Annotated in this window: 21 protein-coding genes and 1 tRNA gene; 9 read left to right on the top strand and 13 right to left on the bottom strand. The window is 68.5% G+C overall.

From position 1 onward, the window contains the following. Positions 1 to 2: 2 nt before the first annotated feature. On the bottom strand, positions 3 to 278 hold the full coding sequence (locus ACLF6J_RS12765; protein WP_134351907.1) for a multidrug ABC transporter ATPase: 276 nt from the start codon (positions 276 to 278) through the stop codon (positions 3 to 5). A gap of 118 nt (positions 279 to 396) precedes the next feature. On the opposite strand from ACLF6J_RS12765, the gene ACLF6J_RS12760 reads away from it, so the two are divergent. Continuing rightward, the gene (locus ACLF6J_RS12760; RefSeq protein WP_047522525.1) at positions 397 to 777 is read left to right on the top strand and encodes a cold-shock protein; all 381 of its coding nucleotides are present in this window, start codon (positions 397 to 399) and stop codon (positions 775 to 777) included. Further along, positions 761 to 1,396 (top strand): DUF3027 domain-containing protein, encoded by a 636-nt coding sequence (locus ACLF6J_RS12755; RefSeq protein ID WP_134351905.1) that lies wholly within the window; start codon positions 761 to 763, stop codon positions 1,394 to 1,396. Before ACLF6J_RS12760 ends, ACLF6J_RS12755 begins: the two co-directional genes overlap by 17 nt. Before the next feature lie 10 nt (positions 1,397 to 1,406). Here ACLF6J_RS12755 and serC read toward each other — a convergent pair whose 3' ends face one another. Continuing rightward, positions 1,407 to 2,519, bottom strand: a complete 1,113-nt coding sequence (serC, locus tag ACLF6J_RS12750) for a phosphoserine transaminase (RefSeq protein WP_047522522.1) — start codon at positions 2,517 to 2,519, stop codon at positions 1,407 to 1,409. 101 nt (positions 2,520 to 2,620) lie between these two features. On the opposite strand from serC, the gene ACLF6J_RS12745 reads away from it, so the two are divergent. From ACLF6J_RS12745 to ACLF6J_RS12730, 4 genes are all read left to right on the top strand, one after another. Next, the gene (locus tag ACLF6J_RS12745) at positions 2,621 to 3,322 is read left to right on the top strand and encodes a metal-dependent transcriptional regulator (RefSeq protein ID WP_047522511.1); all 702 of its coding nucleotides are present in this window, start codon (positions 2,621 to 2,623) and stop codon (positions 3,320 to 3,322) included. Positions 3,323 to 3,672: 350 nt separating this feature from the next. Next, complete coding sequence (locus ACLF6J_RS12740) at positions 3,673 to 4,410, top strand: M23 family metallopeptidase (protein WP_052193458.1); 738 nt, start codon at positions 3,673 to 3,675, stop codon at positions 4,408 to 4,410. A gap of 309 nt (positions 4,411 to 4,719) precedes the next feature. Continuing rightward, the gene (locus tag ACLF6J_RS12735; protein ID WP_134351903.1) at positions 4,720 to 5,217 is read left to right on the top strand and encodes an HNH endonuclease; all 498 of its coding nucleotides are present in this window, start codon (positions 4,720 to 4,722) and stop codon (positions 5,215 to 5,217) included. Positions 5,218 to 5,264: 47 nt separating this feature from the next. Then, a tRNA-Arg gene (locus ACLF6J_RS12730) sits at positions 5,265 to 5,337 on the top strand. A 40-nt stretch (positions 5,338 to 5,377) separates the two neighbouring features. On the opposite strand, the gene ACLF6J_RS12725 is transcribed toward ACLF6J_RS12730, so the two are convergent. The 8 genes from ACLF6J_RS12725 to idi are packed head-to-tail and all read right to left on the bottom strand — an operon-like array spanning position 5,378 to position 13,276. Next, positions 5,378 to 7,564, bottom strand: coding sequence for an MMPL family transporter (locus ACLF6J_RS12725; RefSeq protein ID WP_134351901.1), 2,187 nt, complete (start codon positions 7,562 to 7,564; stop codon positions 5,378 to 5,380). A 38-nt stretch (positions 7,565 to 7,602) separates the two neighbouring features. Continuing rightward, on the bottom strand, positions 7,603 to 8,496 hold the full coding sequence (locus ACLF6J_RS12720; RefSeq protein WP_134351899.1) for a prenyltransferase: 894 nt from the start codon (positions 8,494 to 8,496) through the stop codon (positions 7,603 to 7,605). Beyond that, positions 8,493 to 8,834: a lycopene cyclase domain-containing protein gene (locus tag ACLF6J_RS12715; protein ID WP_134351897.1), complete on the bottom strand. Its 342-nt coding sequence runs from the start codon at positions 8,832 to 8,834 to the stop codon at positions 8,493 to 8,495. Before ACLF6J_RS12715 ends, ACLF6J_RS12720 begins: the two co-directional genes overlap by 4 nt. Continuing rightward, positions 8,831 to 9,178, bottom strand: coding sequence for a lycopene cyclase domain-containing protein (locus ACLF6J_RS12710; protein WP_134351895.1), 348 nt, complete (start codon positions 9,176 to 9,178; stop codon positions 8,831 to 8,833). Before ACLF6J_RS12710 ends, ACLF6J_RS12715 begins: the two co-directional genes overlap by 4 nt. Next, positions 9,178 to 10,767, bottom strand: coding sequence for a phytoene desaturase family protein (gene crtI, locus ACLF6J_RS12705; protein ID WP_134351893.1), 1,590 nt, complete (start codon positions 10,765 to 10,767; stop codon positions 9,178 to 9,180). Before crtI ends, ACLF6J_RS12710 begins: the two co-directional genes overlap by 1 nt. Then, positions 10,764 to 11,672, bottom strand: a complete 909-nt coding sequence (locus ACLF6J_RS12700; RefSeq protein ID WP_134351891.1) for a phytoene/squalene synthase family protein — start codon at positions 11,670 to 11,672, stop codon at positions 10,764 to 10,766. The genes crtI and ACLF6J_RS12700 overlap by 4 nt, the downstream gene beginning before the upstream one ends. Beyond that, positions 11,669 to 12,751 carry a polyprenyl synthetase family protein gene (locus ACLF6J_RS12695; RefSeq protein WP_047522488.1) on the bottom strand — a complete coding sequence of 361 codons (1,083 nt, stop codon included), beginning with the start codon at positions 12,749 to 12,751 and terminating at the stop codon, positions 11,669 to 11,671. Before ACLF6J_RS12695 ends, ACLF6J_RS12700 begins: the two co-directional genes overlap by 4 nt. A 3-nt stretch (positions 12,752 to 12,754) precedes the next feature. After that, positions 12,755 to 13,276 carry an isopentenyl-diphosphate Delta-isomerase gene (idi, locus tag ACLF6J_RS12690; protein ID WP_134351890.1) on the bottom strand — a complete coding sequence of 174 codons (522 nt, stop codon included), beginning with the start codon at positions 13,274 to 13,276 and terminating at the stop codon, positions 12,755 to 12,757. A gap of 90 nt (positions 13,277 to 13,366) precedes the next feature. On the opposite strand from idi, the gene ACLF6J_RS12685 reads away from it, so the two are divergent. Next, positions 13,367 to 14,017, top strand: a complete 651-nt coding sequence (locus tag ACLF6J_RS12685) for a MarR family winged helix-turn-helix transcriptional regulator (protein WP_134351888.1) — start codon at positions 13,367 to 13,369, stop codon at positions 14,015 to 14,017. 30 nt (positions 14,018 to 14,047) lie between these two features. Here the strand turns inward: ACLF6J_RS12685 and ACLF6J_RS12680 are convergent, their stop codons facing one another. The 3 genes from ACLF6J_RS12680 to ACLF6J_RS12670 all read right to left on the bottom strand — a co-directional run bounded on the left by ACLF6J_RS12680 (position 14,048) and on the right by ACLF6J_RS12670 (position 15,973). Beyond that, positions 14,048 to 14,392 carry a histone-like nucleoid-structuring protein Lsr2 gene (locus tag ACLF6J_RS12680; protein WP_131491510.1) on the bottom strand — a complete coding sequence of 115 codons (345 nt, stop codon included), beginning with the start codon at positions 14,390 to 14,392 and terminating at the stop codon, positions 14,048 to 14,050. A 75-nt stretch (positions 14,393 to 14,467) separates the two neighbouring features. Beyond that, the gene (locus ACLF6J_RS12675) at positions 14,468 to 15,325 is read right to left on the bottom strand and encodes a LuxR C-terminal-related transcriptional regulator (RefSeq protein ID WP_131491511.1); all 858 of its coding nucleotides are present in this window, start codon (positions 15,323 to 15,325) and stop codon (positions 14,468 to 14,470) included. A gap of 135 nt (positions 15,326 to 15,460) precedes the next feature. After that, positions 15,461 to 15,973: a methylated-DNA--[protein]-cysteine S-methyltransferase gene (locus ACLF6J_RS12670; protein ID WP_134351886.1), complete on the bottom strand. Its 513-nt coding sequence runs from the start codon at positions 15,971 to 15,973 to the stop codon at positions 15,461 to 15,463. Positions 15,974 to 16,151: 178 nt separating this feature from the next. Here ACLF6J_RS12670 and ACLF6J_RS12665 point away from each other — a divergent pair, with 178 nt between their 5' ends. Further along, on the top strand, positions 16,152 to 19,871 hold the full coding sequence (locus ACLF6J_RS12665; RefSeq protein WP_166804653.1) for an AAA family ATPase: 3,720 nt from the start codon (positions 16,152 to 16,154) through the stop codon (positions 19,869 to 19,871). Next, entirely contained in the window at positions 19,864 to 20,070 is a 207-nt protein-coding gene (locus ACLF6J_RS12660; RefSeq protein WP_047524264.1) for a hypothetical protein, read from the top strand. The genes ACLF6J_RS12665 and ACLF6J_RS12660 overlap by 8 nt, the downstream gene beginning before the upstream one ends. Positions 20,071 to 20,129: the final 59 nt, after the last annotated feature.

Raw genomic sequence — 20,129 nt, 5'->3', positions numbered from 1 at the left:
CCTCACGAACGCGTGGAAGCGCGTCCCTTTCGGACGAAGCTCATGATGAGGAGCGTGAGGATCATCAGGAAGGCGACGGGGAGGCCCCAGTAGGGGATCGCCGCGATGAACGGCCACGCTCCCTCGCCGAAGGCGCTCTGGTCCATGCCGACAGCGGTCCCGATGATGATGGCGAAGAAGCACACCACGGAGGCCGCGGCGATACCGAGCGCGGCGAACGCCAGGAAACGATCCAGCCGGCGGACGGGAACCTCCGGTTCGGAATTCTGCGTGCTCATCCGCCTCAGCCTACTCTCACCGACACCATCGGATCGGCGAAGCCCGCGACCGGTAGGCTGGGAGTACGCGCACGAGCGCGTCAATGGTTCTGCATATCGATCTCAGCGAGGTTCTCCCATGCCCACCGGCAAGGTCAGGTTCTACGACGAAGACAAGGGTTTCGGCTTCATCGCCAGCGATGACGGCCAGGACGTCTTCCTGCACGCCTCTGCGATGCCTGCGGGTGCCGCGGTGAAGGCGGGTGCGCGCGTGGAGTTCGGCGTGGCAGACGGCAAGCGCGGCCTCCAGGCGCTCTCGGTGCGGGTGCTCGAGGCGCCGCCCAGCCTGTCGAAGGCCAAGCGCAAGCCCGCCGACGACATGGCGATCATCGTCGAAGACCTCGTGAAGCTCCTCGACGGCATCGGCGGAGACCTGCGCCGCGGACGCTACCCCTCCTCCGGACACGGCCGCAAGATCGCGGCCGTCCTGCGCAAGGTCGCCGATGACCTCGAAGCCTGACGCCGACGCCCGTCTCATCGGCGCCCACGATCTCGCGCTGGCAGCTTTGCGCGAGATCACCCCTGCGTCCTCCATCGGACCGGCTGCCGGCTACCTCCCCGAGGACGACGGCTCGGTCTCGCTGCGATTCGAGAACCGTCTCGCCGGCTACCCCGGGTGGTACTGGACGGTGACGATCGCCCGAGTGGACGACGAGGACCCGACGGTCCTCGAGGTCGAACTGCTCCCCGGTGAAGGTGCTCTCCTCGCGCCGGAGTGGGTGCCCTGGGCCGAGCGGCTGGCGGAGTATCGCGCACACCAGGCCGAGCTCGCCGAAGCGGCCGCGGCGGACGGCGACGGAGAATCGTCCGACGACGAGCTGGACGACGACGCGGACGACGATCTCGACGAGGACCTCGACGAAGACGAGGATGACCTCGATGAGGGCGACCACGTCTCGGACATCCTGCATGCGGGTGACGTCGACGGCGTCGACATCGATGAGCTCGACGATTCCGCCGCCGAAGCCGACGCGGACGCGACCGAGGACGACGACGCCGCGGACGAAGACGAAGACGCCGAGGATGACGAAGCCGGCGCCCTCGATGAGGACGCCGGCGAGGTCGACGAAGAGGAGTGAGCCCGGGCGCTCAGGCGCCCAGGTTCTCCAGCACGTACTCGATGGAACGGGTGAGCTGGCGCACGTCGTCCGGCTCGATGGAGACGAACGTCGCCACGCGCAACTGGTTGCGACCGAGCTTGCGGTAGGGCTCCGTGTCGACGATCCCGTTGGCGCGGAGCGTCTTCGCGATGGCGGCGGCGTCGATGCTGTCGTCGAAGTCGATCGTCGCGACCACGGGTGACCGGTGCGCGGCATCCGCGACGAACGGAGTGGCGACCGACGACGCTTCCGCCCAGTCGTAGAGCACCGAAGAGGACTCCGCCGTGCGGGCCGCGGCCCAGGCGAGTCCTCCGTTGTCGAGGATCCACCGCAACTGGCTGTCGAGCAGGTGCAGCGTCGTGAGGGCCGGGGTGTTGAGCGTCTGGTTGAGGCGCGAGTTGTCGACCGCGTTCTTCAGGCTGAGGAACTCGGGGATGTACCGGTCGGTCGCGGCGATGCGTTCGATGCGTTCGATCGCGGCGGGGGAGACGGCGGCGAACCAGAGGCCGCCGTCTGAACCGAGGTTCTTCTGCGGTGCGAAGTAGTACACATCGGCCTGGGCGGCATCGAAGTCGATCCCGCCGGCAGCGCTCGTCGCGTCGATGACGGTGAGCGCCCCCTCGGCGTCGACGCGGGCGATGGGCGCCGCGACTCCGGTCGAGGTCTCGTTGTGGGGCCAGGCGTAGACGTCGACACCCGGCACGGCCTCGGCGACGGTCAGCGATCCCGGCTCGGCCTTGCGGACATCGGGAGCCTCGAGCCACGGAGCCCCCGCGGCGGCGGCGAACTTGCCGCCGAACTCACCGAACACGAGGTTCTGGCTACGGCGCTCGATGAGTCCGAACGCGGCGGCATCCCAGAACGCGGTGGATCCGCCGTTGCCGACGATGATCTCGTATCCCTCGGGAACGCGCAGCAGCGCCGCGAGCTGTTCGCGCACGCTTCCGACGAGGTTCTTCACCGGGGCCTGGCGGTGCGATGTGCCCAGGATCGAGGCTCCCGAGGCGGCCAGGGCCTCGAGTTGCGCGGGGCGCACCTTCGAGGGGCCGCAGCCGAAGCGGCCGTCAGTGGGCAGGAGGTCACGGGGAATCTCGATCGCCATGGCTTGATTCTAGGGGGCGAGCGGTGGGCTCCCGCACCGTGCACGGGTCTGATGTCCGTCCGGGAATGTAGGCTTGCCTAAGAACCCCGGAGGGCCTGCACATGACCGATCTGATCGACACCACGGAGATGTATCTCCGCACCATCCTCGAACTCGAGGAGGAGAACATCGTGCCGCTGCGCGCGCGCATCTCCGAGCGCCTGGGCCACTCGGGTCCCACGGTTTCGCAGACGGTGGGGCGTATGGAGCGCGACGGTCTCGTCATCGTCTCCGAAGATCGCACGCTCGAGCTCACCGACGCGGGGCGTCGCAAGGCCGTCGACGTGATGCGCAAGCACCGTCTCGCCGAGCGCCTGCTCTCGGATGTCATCGGGCTCGACTGGGCGTTCGTCCACGAAGAGGCCTGCCGGTGGGAGCACGTCATGAGCGAGCAGGTGGAGCGCCGCTTGGTCGAGCTCCTGGGCCACCCGACCGAGTCGCCCTACGGCAACCCGATCCCGGGCCTCGACCAGCTCGGCGACATCCCCGCTCGTACCTTCGACGAAGGCGTCATCGGTCTCGTGCAGCGTCTGAACGCGGCGGGGGAGCCCGTCGAGGGCACGGTCCGCCGTCTCGCCGAGCCCGCGCAGGTCGACCCCGAACTGCTGGAGCAGCTCCGCGACGCCGGCGTGGTGCCCGGCGCGCACGGTGACTTCCGTTTCAGCGAGGGATACGTCCTCATCCAGATGGACGGCCAGACCGACGGACTCGAGCTTCCCGTCGAGCTGGCTTCGCACATCTTCCTGGTGGGCGAACCGGCCTGATCCTCCGCGGGATCCCGGCGCGGAGGCGGCCCCCGACCGGGCCTCTGCGATGATTGTCAGGTTCCTGGGGTGACACGATCGTTATCTTCCGGTAACCTCGGTCGAGTCGCCAGCGAAGAAGCCCGCTGGAGACGCACCGCGAAGATTCGCCTTCCAGGCTCGTCGTCTTCACGGCAGGAACGCACGAAGTACCCCGAGCTACATTCATGCCACGAGAGCAGAGTGCCGACGAGCCAGCGCTACCCGAAAGCGCGAGGGCCCAGGAGGACCACGTTTTGGCCGCAGACATCGAACCGACCGCGAAGAAGACATCTGAAGACCGAGTACCAGCCCGCCGGACCGGCGCGCGCGTGGGTGCTCGCAAGGCTCTGAAGCCACTTCGTTCCATCGCCATCTTCGGGGCCGTCGGTGCACTGGTGGCCGGCATCGCGCTTCCGGCCTTCGCCTCGCCGAAGCCGACCGAAGCCGCCGCGACCACGACCCTGCAGCAGCTCGCCGCGGTTGACGCGCAGTCCCTCGTCGTCGCCTCGCAGGCCACCGCCGCGCCGCTGAGCCGTGGAACCTTCAGCGCCACGACTCCGGAGGAGATCGCGAAGAAGAAGGCGGAGGAGGCCGCAGCCGCTCGTGCCGCCGCCGCGACCACTGCGTCCGCTCAGTTCAACTCCGCGGGTTACGCCCTCACTTCGCCCGGGTCCGGCGAGGTCCGGTACCCGCTCCCGATGGGCTCCTGGAACGTCAGTCGCACGATCGGCGGCGGCCACAACGGTGCCGACATGCTCGCTCCCGCTGGAACCCCGATCTATGCGGCCGCGGCGGGTGTGGTCCGCGCCTCGGCGGAGAGCATCGGCGGCTACGGCGTGTGCATCATGCTCGACAGTGTCGTCGGTGGGCAGCGCGTGCAGACCACCTACGGGCACATGATCTACGGCTCGCGTCAGGTGCAGGTCGGCCAGACGGTCGCCGCGGGGCAGCTGATCGGCTACGTCGGCAGCACCGGACGATCGACCGCGAACCACCTCCACTTCGAAGTCTGGATCAACGGCGGACTCGTCGAGCCCATGTCGTGGCTGTCGGTCAACGCCGGCTGATTCTCCGACACGTTCTCCGTCATTCACCCGCTGTTTCGCCCTGCATCCAGGGAGATGGGTTAGCCTGATCCCGTTGTCGAACAGCGGGGAGAGGCAGATGGAGCGAATACCGACCATCCGAACCATGGATGCCCTCGGTCGTCACGTCCTTCTGCATAGCCCGCAGGGATGCCACGGCGTTGCCGTGCGCGAAAGGCGCTGTCTTTAGACGGCGCCTTTTTTCGTCCCTGCGATCGCTCTGCCACCTGCGCGACCTCGTGTGAGTCGAGAGTGCCGGGAAGCCGTCCCGGCGGATCGAGAGGATGACGAATGCGCACACTGGTCCTGAATGCCGGATACGAGCCGCTCGCGATCGTGTCGTTCAAACGAGCCCTCGTGCTCGTCATGAACGACAAGGCGACCGTTGTCGAACGCGTGGAAGACGACCCCGTCTGGGGCACCCACGGTGTCTACGATCGTCCCGCGGTCATCATCCTCGCCCGGTACGTCCGGGTGCCGACGAGCAGACGAGTGCCGGTCACGCGGCGTGGCGTGCTCCGTCGCGACAATCACCGGTGCGGCTACTGCGGGAAAGCCGCATCCACGATCGACCACGTGCTGCCGCGTTCGCGTGGAGGCGCGGACTCCTGGGAGAACCTCGTCGCCTGCTGCCTGCGCTGCAACAACGTCAAGAGCGACCGCACCCCGCAGGAGATGCGCTGGCAGCTGCGATTCACGCCGCGGCCCCCGCACGGCACGGCCTGGACGGTGCGGGGAACCGAACGCAGCGACCCGCGATGGGAGCCGTACCTGGCTCTCGCCGCCTAGCCAGGGGCGCCGAGGGCGCGCTCTCGAGTCACGTAGACTTGACGCGCGCCCTCGTAGCTCAGGGGATAGAGCAGCCCTCTCCTAAAGGGCAGGTCGCAGGTTCGAATCCTGTCGAGGGCACCCAACGAGGTCGTCGCTTCCCGCTGTGGGGCGGGGCGTCTCAGTCCTCTCCGCGCCGCCAGAGCTTCGAAGGCCACCAGATCGCTTTGCCGATGTCGTAGGTCAGGGCTGGCACGAGCAGAGAGCGGACGACGAACGTGTCGAGCAGCACTCCGAAGGCGACGATGAACGACAGCTGGACGAGGAACAGGATCGGGATCACGGAGAGCGCGGCGAACGTCGCGGCCAGGACCAGACCCGCCGACGTGATCACGCCACCCGTGATCGAGAGTCCGCGCAGGATTCCCTCGCGCGTGCCGTGCGCCTTCGACTCCTCGCGCACACGGGTCATCAGGAAGATGTTGTAGTCGATCCCCAGCGCGACCAGGAACACGAAGCCGAAGAGCGGGACGGCGGGGTCGGCACCGGAGAAGTCGAAGATCCCGTTGAACACGAGCGCCGAGACTCCCATCGCCGTGCCGAAGGACAGCAGCGTGGTCAGGATCAGCAGGACAGGGGCGAGGATCGAGCGCAGCAACAGCATCAGGATCACCATGATCACGACGAGGATCACCGGGATGATCAGGTTGCGGTCGTGGATCGACGCGTCGTTCGTGTCGATGGACGTGGCGGTGACGCCGCCGACGAGGGCGTTCGTGCCGTCGAGCTCGGTCCGCAGCTCACGCACCGTGGCCGCGGCGGCTTCGGAGTCCGCCGCGTCCGTGAGCGTTCCGTGGAGGAGCACCTCGCCGTCGACGGTCGTCGGCTCGGGGGCCGGCGTCCCAGGAGGACCGACGGCCGTGATGCCGTCGGCCGTCACGGGCGCGCTGCCGCTGGGGGAATCCGCCGCGGTGACCGAGACCGCATCGACGCCGTCGTTGGCGAGGAGCACGTCGGCGACGTCCTGCAGGCGGTCCTCGTCGACGACCACGTACACGGGGCTGCCGGATCCGCCGGGGAAGTGCTCACCGAGCGCGACCTGCCCGTCTCGGGCCTCCGAGGCGCCGAGCACCAGCTCGGACTGCGGAACACCGTTGGCATCGAGCTGGGTCACCCCGGCGGCTCCGGCCAGGAGGACGAGTGTGGTCACGATCCAGATCACCCGCGGGCGGCGCTTGATCACGCCGGCCAACCGAGCCCACAGGCCCGTCGTCCGCATGCCGTGCTCGGCGGCGACGACCTCGGGCTCGAAGTGCGGACGTCGCGGCCAGAACACCGCACGGCCGAAGAGCAGCAGGAGCGAGGGCAGCAGCGTCAGTGCGGAGAGCATCGCGAACACGATGCCGATCGCGGCCACGGGGCCGAGGGTGCTGTTCGATTTCAGGTCGCTGAGCAGCAGGCAGAGGAGCCCGGCGATCACGGTCCCGCCCGAGGCGGCGATCGGCTCGACCGACCCCTTCCAGGCCGCGAGCAGCGCCACCCCCTTGTCCTGGGAGACCCGCAGCTCCTCCCGGAAGCGTGCCACGAGGAGCAGGGCGTAGTCGGTGGCGGCGCCGATCACGAGGATGAAGAGGATGCCCTGGGTCTGGCCACTGAGCAGCAGCACCTCGAACTTCGCGAGCCACCACACGACCAGGAGTGCCACGCAGAGCGCGAACAGGCTCGTGGACAGCACGACGAGGGGCAACAGGAACGATCGATAGACGAGCACCAGGATGATCAGGACGGCCAGGAGCGCGACACCGAGCAGCAGGCCGTCGATGCCGGCGAAGCCCGCGACCAGATCGGCGCTGAAGCCGGCCGGGCCGGTGATGTACACCGTGATGCCGTCGGGGACGGCGCCGCGCAGCTCGTCGCCGAGAGCCGCCGTCGCGTCGGCGAGTTCCGCGTCGCTCTCGATCGGGATGAAGGCCTGGACGGCTTTCCCGTCCTCGGAGGGGAGCGCCGGAGAGACGTCGTCGCCGACGCCCTCCACGTTCGGTGCGTCCGCGACGGCGTCGGAGATGGCGTCCAGCTCGGAAGAGGTGAGCGCGTCGTCCGAGGTGAACACCGCGATGGCCGGGATCGAATCGCTGTCGTTGAACTCGCCGAGCAGTTGCTGGACCTCGGTGGCCTGCGCCGACTCCGGCAGGTAGGTCGTCTGGTCGTTGGATGACACCTCGTCGACCTTGCCGAACAGGGGACCGCCGAGCGACGCACCCACCAGCCAGACGAGGATCAGTGCCACCGGAAGGAACACGCGTACCCAGGAGTGGCGTCGTGAGCGCTCCCGGATCGGTGGAGTCGGCGCGGAGTCGGGGCGGGACATCGTGTTCCTCTCGGAAGGGTTTCTGTTGTCGGGGAGGGTCAGGACACCCACGCGAGGATGAGGATCATCGTCGCGAGGAAACCGGCGAAATAGTTCAGCGCGATGAAGCGCCGCCAGGCCCGGTTCGTGGCTGCCGAGCCGGCGTCGTCGACGTTCCACCACGGTGCCGCGTTCACCACATAGGGCAGTGCGAGCACCGCGGCCAGCGGTCCCGGCCAGGGAGTCAGGAGCATCGCGGCTCCGGCGAGCACCCACAGCGACAGGGACAGTCGGACGGTCGCTCTCGCCCCGATCACGGTCGCGATCGAGGAGATTCCGGCTTCGCGGTCCGGTCCGACGTCCTGCACAGCACCGAAGGCATGCGCTGCCATGCCCCACAGGAAGAACGCGACGAGGGTGAGCGTGGTGGCGGCCGTGACGGATGCTCCGGCCAGCGCGAGCCCGACGATCGCCGGGCTGACGAAGTGCGTGCTCGACGTCATCGAATCGAGGAACGGCCGCTCCTTGAAGCGCAGCACCGGTGCGGAGTAGGCGATCACCGCGAACACGCTCACGGCCAGCCAGAACCAGGACGCCGGGTTGCCGACGATCACGAGATAGGCGAGGAACGGGATGTTCGTCCCTGCCGCTGCCCAGAGGGTGGCGCGATGGATGCGCGGTGCCAGGAGAGCGCCCTCGATCCCGCCCTTGCGCGGGTTCGCGAGGTCGGACGCGTAGTCGAAGACGTCGTTGATGCCGTACATCGCCAGGTTGTACGGGATGAGGAAGTACAGCGTGCCGACCAGCAGGGTCACATCGAGCTCACGGGTGGTGAGCAGGTAGGCGGCTGCGAAAGGGAACGCGGTGTTGATCCAGCTGATGGGTCGCGACGACAGCAGGATCTGCGCGAGATCCCGTCCGAGCGTGCGGGATGGTGTGGCTCCGGCGCTCATCCGTGCTCCTCGTCGGTGTTGCGGTCCTCGCGTGCCCGCCGTCGCGCGCGCAGTTCGGCCCACACGGCGGGAAGGAGCAGGGCACCGGCCAGCGGGTAGGCGAAGTCCTCGACGGGGGCCAGCCCGATGTGGATCCGGAGCAGCGGACCTTGCGCGTAGTGGAACAATCCGCTCGCGATCATCACGGTGTCGAACACGGCGGTGAGGACGAAGAGCACCAGCACGGTGAGCAGCACAGCGGCCGGGAGCGGTCCGCGGCGTCGGCGGAGAAGCGGCAGGATGACGCCGACCACGACGGCGACGAGCAGGAAGCAGGCGGCGAGTTGGATGTAGCTCATGACGCACCCGCCCCTGCACGACGGTTTTCACGCCAGCGCGTGATCAGGCGTTCGGCCCCGGTGTAGATCACCATCGTGCACACCACGAGGAACAGCAGGAACACGGGTTCTTCGATCGGCAGTTCCGGCGCGAGCACGATCCCGGTCGCGATCGCGCCGTCACCGCGGAAGAAGATCCCGTTGGCGATGCCCGCCACATCCCACAGGAGGAAGAAGACGAGCCCGACGACTGTCACGACCGTCGCCGACACGACATCGCGCCAGAAGAAGAGGCGGAACCGCCAATCCAGCAGCAGCATGCAGCCCAGCGACAGGAGAAGGGCCGCCAGGTACACCATGCCCATCAGGACGCCTCCGTCCCGACAACGGTGGGCACGGGAACGGGGAGCGGGCCGGGGGAGTGATCACCGCGGATGCGCTTGAGGACGATCTCCGCACTGATGAGGCACATCGGGACGCCGACACCCGGCGCGGTGGTGGCCCCGGCGTAGAACAGGCCCTGCACACGCCGGGAGGCGTTCTGCGCGCGGAACATCGCACTCTGGGACAGGATGTGCGCCGGTCCCAGCATTCCTCCTCGCCAGGAGTGGTAGTCGTCCTGGAAGTCCGCGGGGCCGATCGTCTCGCGCACCACGATGCGTTCGCGCAGATCCGGGATCCCGGCCCAGGTGGCGATCTGATCGATCGCGGCATCCGCCGCGCTCTCGACCGCGGGTGATCCCGTCCCGTCGGGTCCGCCGTGTCCGAGTTCGACGTCTGCCGGGACCGGGATCAGGACGAACAGGTTCTCATGGCCCTCCGGAGCGACATCGGGATCCGAGGCGCTCGGTCGGCACACGTAGGTCGACGCCGGATCGGGAATGGTCGGCGTCGCTCCGAAGATCGCGTCGAAGTTGGCGTCCCAGTCATCGGTGAAGAACAGGGAATGATGCGGAAGCTCAGGCAACGAGCCCCGCACTCCCAGCATCACGAGCACCCCGCCGGGCCCGCTGGTACGCCGTGACCACCAGGACTCGGGGTAGGTCTGCAGGGAAGGCGGCAGCAGCACGGTCTCGGTGTGGTGCAGGTCCGCGGCCGAGACCACGATGTCGGCGTGCTCCACGTGTGCGACGCCCGCGTCGTCCGTCCAGCCGACGCCGGTCGTGTGCACGCCGTCGGGGCCGTCCTGCGTGTGGATGCCGGTGACATCAGCACCGGTCACGATCCGCGCGCCCGCCGCGCGAGCCAGCGCGTCGATCCGTTCGACGACGCGCCAGAAGCCGCCTTGGGGGTAGCGCACGCCCTGATCGAGGTCGAGTGCGCTCATGAGGTGGTACATCGCAGGAGCGGTGCGCGGGTCGGTGCCGAGGAAGACGGCGGGGTAGCCGAGGATCTGGCGCACGACCGGATGGAGGAATCGCTGCTCCGCGAACGACTGCAGTCGGGTGCCGAGGAGCGTGAACAGCCGGGGGAGCGCCCGCAGGACCTCCGGGGCGGCGAGAGTGCGCATGCGGGTGAACGGGTTGTACAGGAAGTACTTCTCCGCCATCGCCGCTGCGTCGCGCGCGGAGTCCAGATACGCGTCGAGGGCGGGACCGGAGCCCGGCTCCAGCTCGTCGAAGAGCTCGGTGACCGCGTCACGTCCCGCGGGGACGCTCACCGACCCCGAGGACCGAGGCGAACGAAACACCCGATATCCCGGGTCGAGCGCGGTGAGGTCGAGCTGCTCCGACGTCGAGGTCCCCATCATCGCGAAGAAGTGATCGAACACCTCCGGCATCAGGTACCACGAGGGCCCTGAGTCGAAGCGGAACCCGTCCCGCTCGATGGATCCTGCGCGCCCGCCGACACGGTCGTTCTTCTCGAGGACGACGACCTCGTGCCCGTCCTTCGCCAGGAGGCCGGCCGTCGCGAGGCCGGCGACGCCCGCACCGATCACCACCACGCGGCTCATCGGTCCCGCTCCCACGTCGTCACGATCACGGCGCGACCCGCGAGCACGGCCTTGATCGGATCCGGCACACGAATGCGTCGGCGGTACAGCACCTCCACGGGCGTCTTCGCCACGCGTCGGGTGAGCGCGGCGAACAGGGAGAGGGCGCTCCGCACCGCGGCGCGGGAATCCTTCGGGAGGAGGGGGATGGCGGCTTCGGCATCCGCCAGCTGCCGGAACACCGTCGCCACCCAGGCATCGCGGTCCGCATCCGTCAGCCGTGCGGACCCCCCGAGGTACCCGCGGTGGAGCCGGTCCGTGTCGTCGGCGAGATCGCGGAGGAAGTTGACGTTCTGGAACGCGGCGCCCAGTTGGCGCGCACCGCGGCGGAGGGTGCGGAGCTCTTCGTCCGTCCGATCCGCCCCCCGAAGGAAGACCTGGAGGCACATGAGTCCGACCACCTCGGCGGAACCGTAGACGTAGTCGGCGTGGGCGTCGGCATCGTAGGCCGTGAAGTCGGCGTCGTCGGCGAGGTCGGCGCTCATCGAGGCGAAGAACGGCCCGGTCAGGTCCTCGCCGATACCGCACTCGCGTGCCGTCCGTGCGAAGGCGTGCAGGATGAGGTCGCTGCTGTACCCCGTCCGCATCGAGCGGTGCGTCTCTTCGATGTAGGAGGCGAGCGCCGCCGTCTGTGCAGTGCTGTCGAGTCCAGCCTCGGCGGCGACCCCGTCGACGATCTCATCGGCGATGCGCACCATGGCGTAGATGTTGCGGACGTGCTGACGATGACGTCGGCCGAGAAGCCGGGTGGCGAGCCCGAACGACGTCGAGTACGTGCGGATCACATCGGTCGTGGCGATCTCCGCCGTGCGGTTGAAGCGCCGCAGCGCGGTGTCGTCCGTGCGATCAGCCGGTTCCGCGGTCATCGGCGGCGCCCTTCGACGCGGGACGCGTGAGCGCGGATCGTCTGGGCAGCCGCGGCGGGGAGCGTGCCGTCGGACTCCGCGGCGGCAAGCGCGGTGGACACCGCATCCAGATGCTCGTCGATGAGTCCGAGGACGAAGCTCTCGGCACCGCACGCGCGCAATCGATCGCGGGCTTCGGACCCCTCCGAGACGGTGAGTTCGGATCTGCCGAAGTGCACCTCGATGCTCTCCCAGTGCGCCGTCATGCGGGCGTAGGCGATGATCGCCGTCTCCTTGCCCTCGCGCAGGTCGGAGTAGGCGTCCTTGCCGTGTTGTCCGGGGTCGCCGAAAACGGAGAGCAGATCATCCTGCAACTGGTAGGCGAGGCCGAGATGCCGACCGATCTCGCTGAGCTGTTCCTCGGCGGCGGGGGATGAACCCGCGAGCACGGCGGCGGCGCGCAGGGGGAGCACGAAGGAGTAGGTCGCCGTCTTGTAAGTGCTCGTCGCGAGGATGGTCCGCAGATCGGGCGCGATCACGCCGTCGCTCAGTGCGACGTCGGCATGTTCTCCGGCCACGGTCTCGAAGATCGTCTGCTCGAGCAGGGAGAGCAGGCGCTCACGGGCGTCGGCGGAGACATCGGCTCGCGCGAATCCCAGCACGGCCGAGGAGAGAAGCATGTCCCCGAGGAGGATCGCACTCGAGCGCGCCCAGTGCAGTGCGGGCTCGACATGAGCATCGGCGTGGGCCGCGACCAGAGCGCCGATCAGGTTCGGGCCGCGCCGCCGGGTCAGGTCGCCGTCGATGACGTCGTCGTGCAGGAGGAAGGCGAAGTGGAGGAGCTCGACGTGTGCGGCCACATCGATCGCGCACGCGGTCTCCCGCTCCGACAAGGGCGAGGGGGAGAGTGATTGCAGAAGGTCGATGAGGAGGCGAGGACGGACGAGCTTTCCGCCGAGAGCGTGCTGCGCGGCGGCGCGCCAGAGTCCGACGAACTCCGCTCCGTATTTCTCGGCAGCCGCGCTGCGCTCCGAGAAGCGGTGGCGCAGAGCTTCTTCGATGCGCGTCCCGAGGTCCTCTTCCGTCACTGTGCCGCTCATCGGTCAGACCTCGCCGAGTCGTCGAAGAATCGGAAGCTGCTCGACGAGCCAGGGGCTGAAGGCGAACGGGGTGTGCGTGATGCCCTCGACGAGAGCGGCCACGTCGACCCAGATCCACTCGGACACCTCGTCGGGGTTCGCCGAGGGCTGGCTGTCGATAACGGCGACGTGCACGGGACAGATCTCGTTCTCGACGATCCCGCTCGCGTCCACGGCTCGGTAGCGGTAGTCGGGGAGGACGAGGCGCAGGTCGGTGAGATCGATCCCGAGCTCGTGGACACCGTGCCGCCGGACGGCATCGAGCATGTCCTCCTCGGGGCGGGGGTGACCGCAGAAGCTGTTCGTCCACACGCCCGGCCAGGTCTTCTTCGCGAGCGCGCGACGCGTGAGCAGGAGGCGGCCGTGCGTGTCGAGGACGTAGCAGGAGAAAGCGAGATGCAGCGGGGTGTCACGGGTGTGGACGTCGCGCTTCGGCAGCGTGCCCACGGCGGTCCCGTCTTCGGCAAGGAGGGTCACGTCATCCATGGCATCTCCTTGATTCCGAGGCGTCCGGTGTTTCGCTAACTTGGTAAGTAGTCAACTTAGCATGAAACTGTTGGTGTGTAACATGATCGCATGGACACGGAGCCCGGCACCACCCCGAAGGAGAGCGCGGAGGAAGTGTTGTCGAACGGTGACCCCAGCGAGAGTGGGCACGAGAAGACTCCCGACGGACTGACGCATTCGGCGATCTACGACGTCGACGCCAGCGATCCGCGCAGCACGCTCGTGGACCGGCAGGGCGTGCCACCCGAGGAGCTGCGACAGATCGCCCGGCTCATGGAGTCGCTCGCGAATCTGCGAGAGGCGGAGCAGAAGCTCTCACAGGCGTCCCGGCGCTACATGCGGCTCAACGAGACCGACATGCGTGCGCTGCACTACTTGATCGTGTGCGCGAACCGGCAGCTGGTCGCGACCCCCGGGGGTATCGCGCACCACCTCGGCGTCTCCACGGCGGCGACGACGAAGCTCCTCGACCGGTTGGAGAAGGGCGGGCACATCACGCGGGCGCCGCACCCCACCGACAGGCGGGCACTTCATATCGCCATCACGCCGGAGACGCGATTGGCCGCGATGGAGACGGTCGGCCGTCAGCAGGCCAAGCGCTTCTATTCCGCGGCGCGCCTCAGCCCTGCGGAAAGGGAAGTCGTCATCCGATTCCTCGCGGACATGACCGAGGAGATCACTTTGCGGGATGAGCCGTGGTTGCAGGAGACGGCTGAATAGTCTTCCCCGAAGGGATGACTCGGTACGAGATCAGTGTGCGGCGTTGTACGCGTCGACGATAGGCGCGGGAATTCGTCCGCGCTCGGAGAGAGTGTGGCCGTTCTCCTTGGCCCAGGCGCGGATCGCCGCGACCTCCGGATTGCGGGCAGGGCGCTTGCGCGAAGGCGACGTGCGGGTCGCGGCGGAAGAACCGGCGCGGCGTCCGGCGGAGATGTACGGCTCGAGAGCCGCGCGCAACTCCTCGGCGTGGGACGAATTCAGATCGATCTCGTAGGAGGCGCCATTCAACGAGAAGTGGACGGTCTCGCCTTCACCTACTTCGAGGACACTGCCGTCGATGTCGTCTACCAGCTGATGCACAATTCTTCTCGCCATGAATGCGAATATATGTCATCCGGCGAAACCGAGCAACCGGACAATAGCGAATTGACATTTATGCGGTGAATATGTTCACGGGAGGAGACCTGCACGCCGTGCGCGCGTGACGGCGGCATGTCGCGTGGAGGCGTCGAGTTTGGACATCGCCGTGCCGAGATACGCCTTGATGGTGCCCTCGCGCAGACCCAGTTGCGTCGCGATCTCCGCGTTGGTCGCCCCCATCGCGGCGCAGGCGAGCACGTCGGTCTCCCGCGGAGAGAGGCGAACGGTGGGGATCGGACTGGTCGAGACGGTCGGATCATCGCCTGCGAGGGTGACGAGGCGCTGCTCGACCCGCGCGATGCGCGCACGGAGTTCGGCGTCATCGAGGGAAGCCGCGATGCTGCGCAATTCGGCGAAGCTCTCCCGGAGTTCCTCACGCTGTGGCGGGGCTACGGCATCGCCCCCGCCGGTGTTCGCCTGGATCCGCCGCTGGACCTCGTCACGGATGCGCAGCTCGTCGGCGACCGACTGCGCCACCTGCATGGCAGGTGCGGTGGTCACGCCGCCGACCTGTTCCTCATCCCACCCGCCGGCGTAGAGGACGCCGCGGGGGCGGCCCTGCACGATGATCGGCAGGGCGAGGAGCGTGCGCAGGCCTTCACCGAGGACGAACACGTCGTAGTCATGCGTGATCTGCTGGGACGAGCCGTAGTCGCTCGTCATCCGCGGGCGCAACTCCATCATCGCTCGTCCGCCCAGTCCGCGCTCCGGGCGGACGCGCAGTCCGTCCAGCGAGCGGGTGCGTGCGCCGACGATGCTGGTGACGCTCACGACGCCCTCTTCGATGAGACCGCCGAAAGCGACGGGGAAACGAGTTCGTCTGGCGAGCTCGCGCACGGCATTGGCGACGAGTTCGGTCTCGGATTCGAGGGTGGCGGGAGCGCTCACGATTACCTGCTTCCGGGTGACGACTGCGTGCCCCGTTTCGTAGCGTCGACTTTATCACCCGGCCTTCTTCTCTCCTGGCGTCAGACGTGGACCCGGCGGCCTACTCGCCGGGTCCACGTCTCGCGCCACGCGGGGTCAGCCGGCTTCGAGGTCGAGCAGGAACCGCTTGCGTTCGGGGTGTGCGCCGTAATGCCCAGGGCTTCCATCCGAGCGCACCACCCGGTGCACGGGAACGATGATCGAGAACGGTGTGAGCCGACACGCGGTGCCGACGGCGCGAGCGGCGCCGGGGTGTCCTGCCATCACGGCGACGTCGCCGTAGCTCATCGTCTCTCCCCAGGCGATGCCGCTGATGGTCTGCAGCGCGGTACGCGCGAAGCCGTCGGTCAGGCGCCAATCGAGCCGGAGGCGCTCCTGGAAGGCGACCGGTGTGCCGTCGAAGTACTCGGCGAGCAGGTGCGCGAGCTCGTCGGCGGCGCCGGGGTCGGGTTCCGGGACGGCGTGCAGTTGGCGGGCGACCCCTTCGAGGAGCCAGGGGACGTGCGGGTCTTCGGACTCGGAGAGGTCGAATCGTACGATGCCCTCGTCGGAGAACACCGCGAGGGCGTCGCCGAACGGAGTCGGAGCGAAGTCGTAGCGGAAGGTCATGGCACCATCCTGACCGGCGACAGTGGTCGCGGACCATCCTCCGCCCGGCTCAGGTGGATAAGACGAAACGGTGGAGCGCGGGGCAGGAGGAGTGCGGGTCGCCCGTCTCCGGCGGAAATTCGGCGGAAACCCGCCTGGGATACTCTCGCTCTCCGCGTGTCGCGCCTAGGGTGTCAATGTGTGGCGACGTGAAGACAGGTCTGCGGAGGACGCAGCGGCGGAAGCTGCTGTGTCGATCGGTGACCTGCGTGAGACCGCGACCGGTGTCGACATCGCGCATGCCGCCGAGGCCGAACGGACCCGTTTGAGGGCCGAGGCCGCTGATCTGGGAGGCCCGTCGCCGCTGGTCAGCTTCCGCGACACCGTCGAGTCCGGCATCGACATCTCCAAAGCGCATCCGGGCAGCCTGCCGCAGTTCATCACCGGCAAGTCGACCCTCCTGTCGAATCTGTTCCGCGATGAGGTGGGCCTGCGCACCGCGCGACTCGCGGCGGAGCGCATCACCGCGAAGAACACCGAACTCCGCACGGTCCGAGGGATCGAGGCAGTGCACCTCGCCGTCGGCGTCGCGGGGTGGCGCATCGGAGGGGCAGGCTTCGCCGCACCCGTGCTGCTGCGCCCGCTGGCGATCCGTCGCCATCACTCGGACTTCGAGCTGAAGCTGCAGGGCGCCTTCGAGGTGAACCCCGCGCTCGTCCGGATCGCACGCGAACACTTCGGCCTCTCGATCGACGCCGCGGCGCTCGCCGCCCTCGCTTATGACGGCGGCATCTTCAAGCCGCAGCCCGTGATCGACAGCCTGCGAGCGATGACGCGCTCCATTGACACGTTCTCGGTCGAGCCGCGGCTCGTCGTCTCGACGTTCGCGGACGTGTCCGGTGCGATGTCGCGTGATGGGGGAAGCCTCGACCACGTGGTCCTCAACGCGCTGGGCGGCCACGTCGGCGACCGCGAGCGTGTCACGGCACCGCGGGCCACGCCGCACCACACCGGCCCCGACGATCGTGCTCCCGCGTCCGACAACCTGCTCCTCGATGCCGACGCCGAGCAGGAAGCCGTGCTCGCACGCATCGCCGCGGGGCACTCCCTGACCGTCGCGACACTTCCCGGCACGGGCGGAACGCAGACCGTGATCAACGCGCTCGGCGAACTGGTGCGGGGCGGTAAGCGGGTGCTCGTGGTCTCCGCCCGTCGGTCGACGCTGGACGGTGTGCGGCATCGGCTCGCGGGCATCGGTCTGGACAGTCTTGCGATCTCGCCCGCCAGCGTGCGCCGCGACCTTGTGAGGGCCATCGGTCGCAACGAGAAGGCCGCGGCTCCGAAGGTCAGCGAGGTCGACGATGCGCTGGTGCGCCTGCGCACGGTGCTTCGCGACTATCGACAGGCGCTCACCGCGCCGATCGCCGGCATGGACGCATCGGTGCTCGACGCGACCCGCCAACTCACCCGGCTCGCCTCCCTGCCGGTTCCTCCCTCCACGACCGCGCGGCTCGGATCAGACGCACTGCGTCGTCTGGCGTCAGACCGCAGCGAAGCCGCCGAAGCGCTCGCCCAGGCGGCACGTCTCGGCGAGTTCCGCTTCGGTCCGAACGACTCTCCCTGGTACGGCGTCACCTTCGCCAGCACCGAGGCCGCACGCGCCGCCCATGAACTGGCCGGGAGGCTGCACTCCAGCAGCGTGCCCGCCCTCCTGGAACGCGGCTACGAACTCATCGCGCAGACGCACATGCGTCCGTTCTCGACCATCGACGAACTCGGCGAGTACCTGCGGCTGCTGCAGGGCATCCGCGACTCCCTGGACCGCTTCAGTCCCACCGTGTTCGAGCGTCCGCTCGGCGAGCTCATCCAGGCGCACGGCTCGCGTCGCGATGCGCCCGGGCTCTCCGGGGCGAACAGGCGGCGGCTGCGTCGTCTCGCCAAGGAGTATGTGCGTCCGGGCGTCCACGTCACCGAGATGCACGAGGCCCTGCTGCGGATCCAGGCCCAGCGCACGCAGTGGCAGCGCTATGTCGAAGCCGGTGCCGCTCCGGAGATCCCGCTCGGTCTCGCCGACGTCTACGCCGCCTGGCAGCGGGCGGAGGCCGAGCTCGCGGAGCTCGATGCCGCGCTCGGGCGCCGCGAGCCTCTGGCCTCGCTGCCCGTGGCACGACTCGTGCGGACCCTGGCCGGGCTCGCTGCCAAGTCCGACGTCTTCGAGAACCTCGTGGAGCGCGCACAGCTGCGTGACCGTCTGGCGCTCCTCGGGCTCGAGCCGCTGCTCACGGAACTCTCGGTGCGACACGTCTCCGAGTCGCAGGTGGGGGAGGAGCTCGAGTTCGCCTGGTGGCAGTCACTCCTCGAGCGAGCATTGCAGGACAACCGTGCCCTCCTCGGCGCGAACACCGCCGTGGTCGACCGTCTCGAGCGGGACTTCCGGTTGGTGGATGAAGCGCATGCCGCGATGGCGGGTCCTCTTCTCGCCTGGCAGCTCGCGAACCAGTGGCGGATCGCGATCGTCGACGAGCCTCAGCAATCGCAGCACCTCCGCCGCGCGCTGACGCAGCAGTCGGCGACCACCGCGCAGATCGTCAGTGCCGCGCCCGCGCTCGTCGACGTGCTCGCTCCCGTCTGGATCTCCTCGCCGTATCAGGTGCCGGAGATCCCGGAGTCCGTGGAGTTCGACACCGTCCTCCTCGTCGACGCGGCGGCGATCAACCTCGCCGAGGCAGCGCCGACGATCCGTCGTGCTCGTCAGATCGTGGCGTTCGGGGACCCGGTCACACAGCGCCCGACGCCCTTCCACATCGCGGTCGATCCGGAGGATTCGTGGGAGCCCGAGGTCCCGTTCGACGACGTCTCGGCGTTCGAGCGGCTGTCCGAGCTGCTGCCTGTGATGACGCTGACCCGGAGCTACCGAGCCGGTGGCGAGGACCTCGCGGAACTCATCAACGACGCGTTCTACGGCGGCGAGATCGTGTCGCTGCCCTGGGCCGGCTCGTACCTCGGTCGCGGCAGTCTCACGGTCGACTACGTCGAGGGCGGCACCGGCACTCCCGATCCGATCTCGGGCGCGGTCGAGAGCCCGGATGCCGAGGTCGCCCGAGTGGTCACACTCGTCGTCGAGCATGCCGTGCACCGCCCGTCGGAGTCGCTCATGGTCGTCACGGCCAGCGCTCGCCACGCGGAGCGGGTGCGCGCGGCCGTCACCTCCGCCTTCGCCGGCCGATCGGATGTGGCCGATTTCGTCGGACGGGACACGGTCGAGCCCTTCGCGGTGCTGACCCTCGAGGAATCGGTCGCCGAGAGCCGGGACCGCGTCATCTTCTCGCTCGGCTTCGGACTCACCAAGCACGGTCGTGTCCTGAGCGACTTCGGCGACCTCTCCACCCCAGACGGCGAGCGGCTCCTGACCGTCGGGATGACCCGTGCCCGCCGTTCGATGGTCCTGGTCTCCTCGATCCGGCCCTCGTCGTTCGACGATGGGCGTCTCGAGCACGGCGCGGCCACATTGATGTCGATCCTCGGGGGACTCGCCACGCGTAGTCGGGATGCGCGGCTCGAGGACCTCGCAGACCCCCTCACCCTCGCTCTGGCCCGGGAGCTCCGGCGGCTCGGTGCCTCTGTCGACGTCGACTACCGCGGGCTGCTGCCGCTCGTCGCGCAGCACGCGGGCAAGGCCGTCGTCATCGAATCCGATCCGGAATCCCGGGGTGAATCGTTGCGGGAGACCCTGCGTCTGCGGCCGCACGTGCTGCGTCGTCTCGGCTGGCACTACGTGCGCGTGCACGCCTTCGATCTGTACAGCGATCCGGTGACGGTGGCGACGCGCATCGCCGCCGTGCTCGGCATCTCCGACTCCGCCCCGCGTGCGGAGAACGACACGCAGCCGATCGACATCATCGACACCCAGAATGACTGACGAGAATGACGACCGGACTCCGCGCCAGAGCGTGGTGCGGGTCCCCGGCTCCCGTCGTGCTCGCCTGACGCCGGTTCCCGGCAGTGATCCGGCACCGGAGTCCGCACCCGGTGAGTCGACGCCGCCACCGGCGCGGTCGAAGGGGCCGAAAGGTCCGAACGATGACCAGCTCATCCAGGACGTGCCCCCGCACTACTGAGGGACCGGGCTGCCGATGGTGCGGTCGGCGGACGAGAAACGCACGGTCCTCCGAGGAGG

Origin of the sequence: Microbacterium sp. IO18 (assembly GCF_049099505.1) — a bacterium.
Lineage (GTDB): Bacteria > Actinomycetota > Actinomycetes > Actinomycetales > Microbacteriaceae > Microbacterium > Microbacterium aurugineum.
This window is presented reverse-complemented; position numbering and strand designations above follow the sequence as displayed.